Below are 11,316 nucleotides of genomic sequence, written 5' to 3' on the forward strand. Positions count from 1 at the left end.
GCGGCCGCCACCGCCAGCAGCGGCGGCTCGCTGTCGCTGTCGCGCGGCGGCAGCCGGTACCAGGCCGAGCGCAGGGCGGCCGTCTGTTGGGTGCCGCTGCGCCAGCTGCCGAGCACCGGGGTGCGGGCGGGATCCAGGCCATAGGCGGCCGCCACCGCCAGCAGCGGCGGCTCGCTGTCGCTGTCGCGCGGCGGCAGCCGGTACCAGGCCGAGCGCAGGGCGGCCGTCTGTTGGGTGCCGCTGCGCCAGCTGCCGAGCACCGGGGTGCGGGCGGGATCCAGGCCATAGGGCAGCCGGGCCCGCGAACCGTTGACGCCCGCCCTCGCCGTGGTGCCGCCCTCGGTTCCCGCCTCGCCGTCGGTCTCCAGACCGCTGTCCGCGGGAGTGTCGGCGAAGTTGGCCGAGCCCGGCTGGTCCATCACCGGGTCGGCGGACACGTCGGTCGGGATGCCGTTGGGGCCGAAGCCCCGGTCGGTTCCCGCGCCCAGCGCCTCACCGACCGGAACGCCGACCGGCTGAAGCAGCCCGGCGTTGATGTCCTGCTCCACCATCACGTCGTCGGCCAGCCCGCACGTCTTGCCGGTCAGCGCCTCGAGGTTGGACCGGCCGTTGCTCCACGCCGGGTACTGGTCGGTCATCGCCAGCGTCAGCGAGACGACCTCGAACATCACCAGCAGCCACGTCGCGATCGCCAAGGGGGACTGGATGATCCGCCGCCACTGCAGCCGGCCGCCGGCCTCGGGTGAGGTGTCGCGGCCGGAGAAGTGGTACCAGGCGGCGGCCAGCAGGGCGAGAACCGCCAGCCCGAGCAGGATCGTGCTGAAGCCGAATCTCCACTCCGGGAACGCGTTCGACCACGGCACGCCGAAGTTCGAGACGTACCACCAGCCGTTGACGGTGGCGAAGGACAGCGCCATCACGAACAGCACGGCCGCGGCGAACATCGACCGGTTGCGGCGCGAACGCATCGCCGCGGCTGTCACCGCCACGGCGGCCAGCGCGCCGAGCGATCCGGCCAGCCCGGCGAACACCCCGAAGTGGTGCGTCCACTTGGTCGGCGTGAACATCATCACCAGGAAGGAAATGATCGTGATGCCGACGATGCGCCTGCTCGGACCGGCCGCGGTGCCGGGGATCCGGCCCTTGCGCAGCGTCATCGCCACCGACACCGCGAGGGCGAGCAGCAGGGTGAGCACCGCGAACCGGCGTGCCACCGAGCCGTCTGGGCTGAGGGTGAACAGCCGCTCGTAGCGGATGTGCTCGTCGAACCAGCTGAGGCTGGGGCCGATCGCGGACTTGAAGGAGCTGGCCTGGATCTCCGAGGCGAGCGTCTGGTCGCGGAAGACCAGGATGACCGTGACGGTGGCCGCGGCCAGGATGGGTGCCAACAGCGCCAGGTAGCCGAACTGCGAGACGTGGCGCGCCACAATGGTTTTCAGCGGGCCGACGGCGACGAGCAGGGCGCCGACGGCCGCGATGCCGGTGGGTCCGGAGAACAGCGTGAGCGCGCCGATGATGATGGCGATCGCGACCGGGAGCAGCCTGCTGGTGGCCACCCCGCGTTCGACCGAGCACCAGGTCAGCAGGATGCCGAGGGCGATGATCGGCTCCGGCCGCAGCCCGTTGTTCAGCGGCAGCCAGAACGCCAGGAACAGCCCGGCCGCCGTCCACGCCGCCGCCGGGCTGGTCTTGACGGTGTGACCGAGGCGCGGGATCACCTCCCGGCTGATCAGCGCCCAGCACAGCACCCCCATCACCAGCGTGGGCAGCCGGACCCAGGCGCTGGTGGTGCTGACCTGCGCCCACAGCGCGAGCAGGTCGTAGTACCAGCCGAACGGCGCCTCGGGGGTGCCGAACCAGCGGTAGTAGTTCGCCATGTAGCCGGCATGCTCGGACACCCGGGCCATGGTGAGGATGTAGCCGTCGTCGGCGGTGTTTGCGCCGACGAAGTGCCACCACACCAGCACCGCGGTGACCAGGCCGTCGAGCGGCTTCACCCGCCACCAGCGGGCAGGGAGCAGGCGCCGGTGCCGCATCCCGTCGGCGGTGTCCAGGACGTGCAGCGCGCCGAGCGCGACCGCCGTCAGCACCACGCCGAGCAGCATGACCAGCGTCTTCAGCAGCGTCGGTGTGGTGCTGTAGCGGGAGTCGACGGTCGCGGAGAACTGCAGGCCGGGTGGCGCGCGGCCGGACAGGTCGGTGAACACCCCGACGATCTGCGGGCGGAAGTCGTAGCCGCCGCGTTCGCCGCGCAGCGGCGCACCCGGGTCCTCGTCGTTCGGGCCCTGGGTCAGCCCGACGAATTCGCCGGTCACCTTGTCGGCGTGCGCGGTGAAGGTCAGCTCCCGGCAGTCCGGCCCCAGCACCTGCGACAGCGGCGCGCTGACCACCGGGGTGTTCCGCACGATCACCAGCAGGTTGTTGTCCACCCGCTCGATCAGCAGCCCGCGGTCGATGGCCTTGGGCGCCTGCTTGGGCACCGTGGAGACCAGCACGGTCCGGCCCGCGTTCTGCGGACCGACCAGGCCCGCGGCGGCCTGGCAGGGCACCGTGATGGTGAGGTCGGTGGCGACGTAGCCGATCAGCGGCGCGTCGACGCTCTGCAGCACGCCGTCCTGCGGCCAGTTGAGTTCGGCGGTGGTCTGCTCGACCGGCAGCAGCGGGGTGGCGATCGCCATCGCCGCGCCGAGCAGGCCGGCCACGATCGCGATGATGCGCGCGGTGCGGTGGTTACCGTTGCGCACCGCCTTGCCGACCACGGGGCTTGATGTTAGTGGCCCGGTTTCCGTGTCAGCCATCGACCGGTTTCCGGATCGCCAGGACGAACGGTCCGATCTCGCTGACCTCGAAGCGGGGGTCGTCGAACAGTGCGGCGTCGAGCGCCACCTGGTAGCGGCGCACGTTGGGCTGGTTGGGGTAGACGTCGGAGGCCAGCCGCAGCGTGTAGCTGTCCGCCGAACCGCCGGGGCCGCCGTGTCGCATCAGGAACACCGTCGGCGGATCCCACGGCAGCGCGTCGAGCGCCTCGACGAACTGGTCGGCGCCGGTCAGCGAGCTCCAGCTCTCGATGGCGTCCGCCCGCCGGTCGAACTGCGCCAGCGGGTTGGCGTAGTGCGACGTCAGTCCCTGGAAGCCGTAGTACGGGTAAAAGGACAGGAAGCTGTAGTCGGCGGTCAGCACGACGGTCTCGTGGCGGGGCCGTCCGGTGGTGCGCAGGATCTGCTCGTCGATCTCGCGGTAGTGCTTCTCGGCGCCGGGCGGGCGGCGGTCGGCCCGCTGTCCGTCGCCGCCGGTGTCGGTGTAGGCCACGGCGATGTCGGGCCGCAGCACGTCGGGGATGTCCTGGGTGAACGTCAGCGCGCCGATCACGCCCAGCGCCGTCGCCGTGGCCAGCAGCCGCCTGCTGGAGAAGCTGTCGGCGAGCCCGCGCGCGCCCTCGATGAAGCCGAAGGTGCCCGCCGCCGCGAGCAGCACCACCAGCGTCGGGTGCAGCCGGAAGGACAGCAGGGTGGTGCCGACGAGTGTGGTCAGCATCGACAGCAGCGACCAGGCGTAGACCGCCAGCACACCGGCGGCCAGCGCACCGGCCCGCACCGAAGTGCGGGCGCGCACGATCAGCCAGACGGTGCCCACCATGCACAGTGCGCCGAGCAGGGTGAAGCTCAGCATCGGGAACGACAGCTGGGCGCCGTCTGCCGGCAGGTAGTGCTGCGCCGTCCCCGTGCCGGCCGGGGACCCCTTGATCGCGGCGATCACGTACGGCCCCCAGTGGATCAGCGCGATCAGGCCGGACAGCACGGCGATCACGGCCAGCCGCAGCACCGGCTGCCAGCTGCGCCGGTGCACGGCGAGCGCCGCCCCCATGATGGCCAGCGTGAACGCGGCGAACCCGAACAACAGCGTGTAGAACAGCGCGGCAACGCCGAGGAACACCCCGACACCCACCACCGCCGCCCAACCGCTGTGTCGATTCCCCGGGTCACTTCGCTCCTGCCCGCCGCGTTCTCCATTTCGCCCCCGCAGCCCCGACCAGCCCAGCACGAACACCGGCGGCAGCAGCACGGCGATCACCGCCGCGTACGGCTCGGCCGGTGAATAGGCCAGCATCACCGCGGTGGTCGCGGCGGTGACGAGCACCGCGTACTCGAAGCGGATCATCGCCGCCCACAGCGCCAGCGCGATCGCCACCGCGATCGCGATCGACGTGATGGCCCACGGCTTGAACATCTCCCACGCCGGGGTTCCGGTCAGCGCCGCCAGCCGGCCGCCGATCCAGAACCAGCCCGACGGGTAGTACGGCGGCAACCCGATGTAGGTCATGTCGTGCGGGGCGGCGCTGTCGGTGAGCCGGGTCAGGTACTCGGTGCGGAACTGCTGGTCGACGGAGACGCCGAAGAGGTACAGCTTCGTTGCGCCGAGCGGCATCGCCAGCGTCACCACGGTGAACGCGGCCAGGAACACCTGAGCCGCCGGCCCGGCGATCACCCTGCGGCCGCGGCGCCACAGCCAGATGGAGGCGAACAGTCCCGCCAGCGCACCGAACTGGCCGACCGTCGTCAGCGCGTGCAGCTGGTTCGACGAGTTGTAGGCGGGCCACTCGACCCGCGCTATCGCGACCAGCGACACCACCGACACCAGCACGGCGATCACCCCGGCGACCGCCATCTGACCGAGTGCGGCCAGCGCGCTGCGCACTGCCGACACCCTGGTCGCGCCGCTCGTGCCCACCGTCAGATCGGCAGCTTGCGGAAGATCGGCCGCGGGATGTGCCGCAGCACCATCATCACGAAGCGGAACATGCCCGGCGCCCACACGAGGTCCTTGCCCTTCGTCGACGCGGTGACGGCCAGCTCGGCCACGTCCTCCTTGTCGACGGTGAACGGCGCCTCCTTGGCCCCGGTGGCCTCCCAGTGCTTCATGGTCGTCGTCGTGCGCACCTGGCCGGGCCGAATGACCAGGACGCGAACCCCGTACTCGCGCAGCGCTTCTCCGAGGCCCAGGTAGAAGCCGTCGAGGCCGGCCTTGGTGGAGCCGTAGACGAAGTTCGACCGCCGAACCCGCTCGCCGGCCGCCGAGCTCATCGCGATGATCCGGCCGGAGCCCTGCGCCCGCATCTTCTCCCCGAGCAGGACGCCGACCGACACCGCGGCGGTGTAGTTGATCTGGGCGATCTGCACCGCCTTGCGCTGGTTCTGCCACAGTTCCTCGGCGTCGCCGAGCAGACCGAACGCCACGATCGCGACGTCGACGTCCCCGCCGCCCCAAGCCGCCTCGATGACTCCGGGATGGCTTGCGGTGTCGACCCCGTCGAAGTCGATCCACTCGACGGACCGGGCGCCCGCCGCCGTCATCGCGGCGATCGCCCTGTCCTTGCCTGGGTGCCCTGGCAGGTCGGCCAGCACGATGCGGGCGCGGGCATTGCGCAGGTAGCGCTCGCAGATGGCCAGCCCGATCTCCGAGGTGCCCCCGAGAAGCAGGATGGTCTGCGGATTACCAACGGCGTCGAGCACCATGCAGTACAGCTCCCAGCGTCAGGGTGGGTCATCGATCGGAACAAGCCAGTCAAGAGGGTACAGTGCCGCCTCTGCGGGGCCCGATATCCGTCCGCGCCGCCCCGGCGGCGCCGGTGCCGCGAGCTAGAGCAGTTCGAGGCGGCGCGCCATGTCGGAGGCGAACACACCGTCGGGATCGACCCTGCGGCGCACCGCGATCCACTCGTCGATCCGCGGGTACATGGCGTGGAACATCTCCGCGGTGGTGCGGTTGTCCTTGGCCGTGTAGAGCCGGCCACCGAATTCGAGCACCCGCTTGTCGAGGCCGTTGAGGAACTCGTTGAGTCCGGCCTTGATCGGGAAGTCGACGCAGACGTTCCAGCCGGGGATCGGGAAGCTCAGCGGCGCCTGGTTGCCCGGGCCGAAGAGCTTGAACACGTTGAGGAACGAGTAGTGCCCGGAGCGCTGGATGTCGACGATGATCGCCTTGAACTCGTCGACGGCCTCGGTGGGCACCACGAACTGGTACTGGCCGAAACCCGCTGAGCCGTAAGCCCTGTTCCACTCACCGAACATGTCGAGCGGGTGGTAGAACTGCGTCAGGTTCTGCACCTTGCCGCGGTAGGTGCCCGATTTCCGGTACCACAGCTCGCCGATCGGCCCGAACGTCCATTTGTTCGCCAGCCCGTTGGGGAACACGTCCGGGAACGTGAGCAGTTGCGGCGCATCGAATTTCAGCGGATTCTTCTGCAGTTTCTCGGGCAGCTGGTCCAGGCGTGCCAGCGAGCCGCGGGAGATGGCGGCACGGCCCAGCTTCGGCGGCGCGCTGATCGCGTCGAACCAGGCGCTGGAGTAGGTGTAGTTGTTCTCACTGCCGTCGCTGTGGAAGGCGACGGTCTCGTCGAGGCCGGCGGTGACGTCGCCGTCGGCGATGAAATAGGCCGTCTCGGTGGGCGTCATCGCGATCCTGGCGCGCAGGATGATGCCGGTGAGACCGTTCCCGCCGACGGTCGCCCAGAACAGGTCGGCGTCCGCGCCGTCCGGGGTGATGGTGCGGATCTCGCCGCTCGCCAGGAGCAGGTCCATCGAGCGGACGTGGTTGCCGAAGCTGCCCGCGCTGTGGTGGTTCTTGCCGTGGATGTCACAGGCGATCGCGCCGCCGATGGTGACCTGCCGGGTGCCTGGCAGCACCGGCACCCACAGCCCGAGCGGCAGCGCGGCACGCATCAGCTGGTCGAGGTTCACCCCGCCGTCGACATCGACGACGTGGGTGTCGGAGTCCATGGAGTGGATGCGGTTGAGCGCATTCATGTCGACGACGAGGCCGCCGCCGTTCTGCGCGTTGTCGCCGTAGGAGCGGCCCAGGCCGCGGGCGATCACGCCGCGCTCACCGGCCTCCACCACCGCCTTGGCGATCTCGTCGGGCTCCGGGGTGGACAGCACGCGGGCCACGGAGGGTGCTGTACGGGCCCAGCCCATCAGCCTTCTGCTCGTCACACCAGTCGTCCCAGACATCGTGACGAGGGTACCGCCCGCGCCGCGGGGCGCAGCCAGGGAATTGGTGCGCCGACCCCGGTGGCGGCGCCGGTAACCTCGATGACCGAGGTGGGGAGCCCTGGCATGCTGCTGAGCGACATCGACTCGTGGAACGTCGGTGCGCTCAACTCCATCGCCACAGAACTCGCCGGCGAACTCAAGACGGTCGAGGGCGTGGCGACCGACCTCGACCTGATCTCCCGCCTGCCCGGCTGGGATTCGCCCGCCGCCGACGCGGCGCGGGGCAAGATCGGCGAGAGCAAGGGCAAGGTGCTCGACGACGCGGCGGTGATCGGCGCCGTGGCGCAGTTGGCCGAGGAGACCAGCGCCGCGGTGGCGACGCTGAAGTCGCAGCTGGAGGAGGTCCGTGCCGCGGTCGCGGCGCAGGGCGGGATGCTGACGCTCGCCGACAACGGCGACGTCACCGTCCACGGCTCCCCGGACACCCGCGAGGAGCTCGCGCCGATCGCCGAGGCGCTGGAAGCCCGCGCCAAGGCGCTCATCCATCAGGCGCAGGACATCGACGCCGACTGCGCGGAGGTGTTCACAAACCTGTCCGAGGGCGACATCACCGCCGGCGGCGCCACCGACTTCGCAGGCGCGCAGCAGCAGGGCCGCGACAACTCCGGGCTGTCGGCGCCCTCGCCGCCGGAGGGCGAGGGCGCCACGCCGCAGGACGTCAAGGCGTGGTGGGACGCGTTGTCGACCGACGAGCAGAACAGGGTCAAGGCCGAACACCCGGAGTGGATTGGCGATCGGGACGGGGTGCCGGTGGAGGTGCGCAGTGAGGTCAACGTCGCCCAGCTCGACGCCGAGATCGCCGAGGCGCAGCGCGAGGTCGACAGCCTGCCGCCCCGCGATCAGTGGCTGCGCGAGAACGGCGGCCTCGGTCCCGGCGGCTACCTGCAGGAGCGCAAGTACGACGACATGAGGGCCCAGAAGGATGGCCGCCTGGCCGAGCTGCGGGGCCTGAAGGACTCATTGGCGCAGAAGACCGAGGGCGAACCGCCGAAATACCTGATGCTGCTGGAGTTCCCGGAGGGCCGTGAACCGCTGGCCGCGGTCGCCGTCGGCAATCCCGACACCGCCGAACACGTCACGGTGACGGCCCCCGGGGTCGGCACGACGCTCGACAGCATGCCCGGGATGGTCGGCGAAGCCCAGGCGCTGCACACCGAGATCGGAGCACAACTGGACCTCGCCCAGGTGAGGAACGAGGAGGTGGCGACCATCGCCTGGCTGGGCTACGAACCGCCGCAGGCCGACGACATCTCGATCGTGGAGGCGGGTTTCGACCGCCGCGCCAACGAGGCGGCGCCCGACCTCGCGGAGTTCTACCGCGGCATCAATGCCACCAACGAGCACGGTTCCGAGGTGAACCTGTCGGCCTTCGGCCATTCGTACGGGTCGCTCACCACGGCGCAGGCGCTCAACGAGCTCGGCGAGACGGGTGTCGTCGACAATGCCGCCTTCTACGGGTCGCCCGGCCTGGGCTTCACCGACGAGGTCATGACGGAGTACCACGGCAACGTGCCGTATCAGGCGCCGGTGCCGATCGGCGACGAGTCGGACCTCTTCCTCGCCGACGGCCACGCGTACGTGATGTCGGCGCCCGGTGATCCGATCTCCGGTGATCCGAAGCTCTGGGGAGTTATCCCGTACCCGTCGGCCGGTGACCTCGGCGCATTCGGTCCCAACCCGCTGACACTTCCGCTGGAACAGCTGTCGTCGGACGCCACCGTCACCCACGACGGTGTGCCCCGGCCGGGCGCGGTCACCCACTCCGATTACCCACGATCGGTGGAGGTGCCGGGTTACGAGCTGCCACAATTGCGCACGCCTGCGTACAACCTCGCGATCATCGGGGGCGGTTTGGCGGACGTCCCACTCGACAACGGAGACGACAGGTTGGTGCGATGACGAGGCGACTCTCGGCCGTGCTGTTGGCGCTGTTCCTTTCGGGCTGCGGCGGCGGCGATGACGGTGGCGGCACATCCCCCACGGCGACGAAGGAGGTTCCGGTGACAAGCCTCGACGCTCTCCCCGACATCGATGAGACCAGGGCGCAGATGCTCGACCTGATGGAGCGGGTGAAGAACGAGGTGGTCCGGCTGGTGCCCGCGAGCGCGCCGTGGACATGGAACCGCACCGAGTCCGCCACCGACTGCACGCAGGAGGGCACCGGGGAGAAGGGGTTGTCGTTGAGTACCCGCAACCTGGTCTCCGACATCTCCTTCGACGACGCGCAGTGGGCACAGGTGCTTCCCGCGGTGCGGCGGGTGGCGGCCGAGGCCGGCCTGACCGAGGTCTCGCCGATGGTCGATTCGTCGCGCAACCACGACGTGCAGATCAGCAGCGAGGACGGTCGCACGCTGCGCATCGGCTCGAAGGAGGCCTCCTTGATCAAGGGCTACATCGGCTGCCGCCGGAAGGCGGGCGGGGGTGCGCCGTGAGTGAGATCGAGGTGGACACCGCCGAGGTGCGCCGCTCGGCCGACCAGATGGCCGTCGTGGCGCAGGAGGCGTCGTCGAGTCGCTCCGGAGTGGCCGACAGCATCTCGGGCCAGACGGCGGCGTGGAAACAGGCGGGCACGCCGGGCTTCTCGAGGTTCGTCGGCATCCTGGAGGAGCAGGCCGAGCGGCTGCGCACCGACCTCAACGGCCTCAGTGACAAGTTGCGCGCGGCGGCCGACGTCTACGACCAGCAGGACCGCGAGGGCGGCGAGGCGCTGGACAGCACGGTCGGCGGCACCGACTAACGCAACCGGAGTCATCCCCGCGTCGCTACGCTCTCAGCGCAGGCGGAAGATCACCGTCCGCTGCACCACGAAGTTGATCACCGTCGCCGTGCCCTGGGCGATGACGAACGCGACCGGCACCCGCCATGCCTTGTCCTCCCAGAGCGTGAAGAACGCGTAGTTGATGCCGACCTGCGCGACGTAGGTCGTGGCGTACAGCGCGCACACCGCGAGGAACCTCGCCCGGCTGGGCGGCGCCTGGAACGTCCAGCGCCGGTTGATCAGGTACGCCGTCGTGGTGCCCGCGACGAAGCTCAGCGTCTTGGCGACGTTGACGTGCAGACCGAGTTCAAGCAGCAGCACGTAGAGGCCGAAGTCCACCACCGCGGACAGCCCACCGGTGACGAGGAAGCGCCAGACCTGGGTGCGCAGCGACATGCCTGCCGGCATCGGGGGTTCGGCCACCCGGGCAGCTTACGGGGTGACTACGGCCGCAGCGTCTCGGTGAGCACGCCGCATAGCGCGTCCACCGCGGCTGGGAACGCGTGGTCGGCAGGGGTGCCGAAGCCGACGATGATGCCGTCCGGTTCGGGCACGTCCGGGCCGGCCTGGGGATGCCGCATCCGGGCCAGTCCGGACATGCCGACGCCCGCTTCGCCGGCCCGGCGCAGCACCTCGTGTTCGGTGCCGTCGGGCAGGGTGAGCAGCAGGTTGATCCCGGCCGACATCCCGCGAATGCCGACGTCGAACGGGGCGAGCCGCTCCACCAGCGTGTCGCGGCGCCGGCGGTAGTGCAGCCGCATCCGGCGGATGTGCCGGTCGTAGCGGCCGCTGGTGATGAAGTCGGCCATGGTGAGCTGCGCGATGGCGTCGACGTAGAACTGTTCGCCGCCCGCGGCGTCGAGCACCGGCTCGAGGAGGTCGTCGGGCAGCGCCATCCAGCCCAGCCGCAGCGCCGGAGACAGGCTCTTGCTGGCCGAGCCGAGGTAGACGACGCGGTCGGGGCCGAGGCTGTGCACCGCGCCGACGGGCTGGCGGTCGTAGCGGAACTCCCCGTCGTAGTCGTCCTCGATCAGGTAGCCGCCGGTGCGCTGCGCCCAGTCGACGACGGCGGTGCGTCGGGCCGGGTGCAGCGGCATGCCGTGCGGATTGTGGTGGGCCGCGGTGAGCAGCACCGCGGGGGTGTCGATGTCGTCGAGTTCGGCGACGCGGGCGCCGTCGTCGTCGAGGCCGATCGGCACGGTGTGCCCGCCGAGCGCCTCGATGGCCTCGCGAAAGATGAAGAGGCCGTAGGCCTCCAAAGCGATCGGCCTGCCCGGCGATGCGCGGGAGAACACCCGGGTGAGCAGTTCGACGCCGTGCCGCACGCCCGCGGTGACGACGATCGTCTCCGCAGAGGCGCGGACCCCGCGCACGCGGGCCAGATAGTCGGCGAGTGCCTCGCGCAGTTCGGGCCTGCCGCGGGCGTCGCCCATCCGCAGCGCCTCGGTCGGCGCGGCCGTCAGGGCACGGCGCGCCGACGCCAGCCACGCCGACCGCGGGAACTGGCCG

Annotated in this window: 9 protein-coding genes; 3 read left to right on the forward strand and 6 right to left on the reverse strand. The window is 70.5% G+C overall.

Annotated elements, in window-relative coordinates; all coding sequences use genetic code 11:
• From H7I41_RS22785 to dprE1, 4 genes are all read right to left on the reverse strand, one after another.
• Positions 1-2,798 (reverse strand): arabinosyltransferase domain-containing protein (locus H7I41_RS22785; RefSeq protein WP_264014896.1); only part of this gene is annotated, 2,798 nt, incomplete at its 3' end.
• On the reverse strand, positions 2,791-4,665 hold the full coding sequence (locus tag H7I41_RS22790; RefSeq protein WP_264014906.1) for a galactan 5-O-arabinofuranosyltransferase: 1,875 nt from the start codon (positions 4,663-4,665) through the stop codon (positions 2,791-2,793). The genes H7I41_RS22785 and H7I41_RS22790, both read right to left, overlap by 8 nt.
• A 65-nt stretch (positions 4,666-4,730) precedes the next feature.
• The gene (gene dprE2 / locus H7I41_RS22795; RefSeq protein WP_264014897.1) at positions 4,731-5,513 is read right to left on the reverse strand and encodes a decaprenylphospho-beta-D-erythro-pentofuranosid-2-ulose 2-reductase; all 783 of its coding nucleotides are present in this window, start codon (positions 5,511-5,513) and stop codon (positions 4,731-4,733) included.
• Positions 5,514-5,636: 123 nt separating this feature from the next.
• Positions 5,637-7,007: a decaprenylphosphoryl-beta-D-ribose oxidase gene (gene dprE1 / locus H7I41_RS22800; RefSeq protein WP_264014899.1), complete on the reverse strand. Its 1,371-nt coding sequence runs from the start codon at positions 7,005-7,007 to the stop codon at positions 5,637-5,639.
• 81 nt (positions 7,008-7,088) lie between these two features.
• On the opposite strand from dprE1, the gene H7I41_RS22805 reads away from it, so the two are divergent.
• The 3 genes from H7I41_RS22805 to H7I41_RS22815 are packed head-to-tail and all read left to right on the forward strand — an operon-like array spanning position 7,089 to position 9,786.
• Positions 7,089-8,948 (forward strand): alpha/beta hydrolase, encoded by a 1,860-nt coding sequence (locus tag H7I41_RS22805; RefSeq protein WP_264014900.1) that lies wholly within the window; start codon positions 7,089-7,091, stop codon positions 8,946-8,948.
• Positions 8,945-9,481, forward strand: a complete 537-nt coding sequence (locus H7I41_RS22810) for an LppA family lipoprotein (RefSeq protein ID WP_264014901.1) — start codon at positions 8,945-8,947, stop codon at positions 9,479-9,481. Before H7I41_RS22805 ends, H7I41_RS22810 begins: the two co-directional genes overlap by 4 nt.
• Entirely contained in the window at positions 9,478-9,786 is a 309-nt protein-coding gene (locus H7I41_RS22815) for a type VII secretion target (RefSeq protein ID WP_264014902.1), read from the forward strand. Before H7I41_RS22810 ends, H7I41_RS22815 begins: the two co-directional genes overlap by 4 nt.
• A 33-nt stretch (positions 9,787-9,819) precedes the next feature.
• Here H7I41_RS22815 and H7I41_RS22820 read toward each other — a convergent pair whose 3' ends face one another.
• Both H7I41_RS22820 and H7I41_RS22825 read right to left on the reverse strand, forming a co-directional pair.
• On the reverse strand, positions 9,820-10,215 hold the full coding sequence (locus H7I41_RS22820; RefSeq protein ID WP_264014907.1) for a GtrA family protein: 396 nt from the start codon (positions 10,213-10,215) through the stop codon (positions 9,820-9,822).
• A gap of 35 nt (positions 10,216-10,250) precedes the next feature.
• Positions 10,251-11,316: aminotransferase-like domain-containing protein (locus tag H7I41_RS22825; protein ID WP_264014904.1), on the reverse strand; the 1,066-nt coding region annotated here is incomplete at its 5' end.

The organism is [Mycobacterium] manitobense, assembly GCF_025821665.1.
Taxonomy (GTDB): Bacteria; Actinomycetota; Actinomycetes; order Mycobacteriales; family Mycobacteriaceae; genus Mycobacterium; species Mycobacterium arseniciresistens.

What these genes read in the sequence shown, in the direction of transcription:
- H7I41_RS22790 (WP_264014906.1), bottom strand. Translation starts at nt 4,665, where the DNA reads ATGGCGGTCGCCGGGGTGATCGCCGTGCTGGTGTCGGTGGTGTCGCTG.
- dprE2 (WP_264014897.1), bottom strand. Translation starts at nt 5,513, where the DNA reads ATGGTGCTCGACGCCGTTGGTAATCCGCAGACCATCCTGCTTCTCGGG.
- dprE1 (WP_264014899.1), bottom strand. Translation starts at nt 7,007, where the DNA reads ATGTCTGGGACGACTGGTGTGACGAGCAGAAGGCTGATGGGCTGGGCC.
- H7I41_RS22805 (WP_264014900.1), top strand. Translation starts at nt 7,089, where the DNA reads ATGACCGAGGTGGGGAGCCCTGGCATGCTGCTGAGCGACATCGACTCG.
- H7I41_RS22810 (WP_264014901.1), top strand. Translation starts at nt 8,945, where the DNA reads ATGACGAGGCGACTCTCGGCCGTGCTGTTGGCGCTGTTCCTTTCGGGC.
- H7I41_RS22820 (WP_264014907.1), bottom strand. Translation starts at nt 10,215, where the DNA reads ATGCCGGCAGGCATGTCGCTGCGCACCCAGGTCTGGCGCTTCCTCGTC.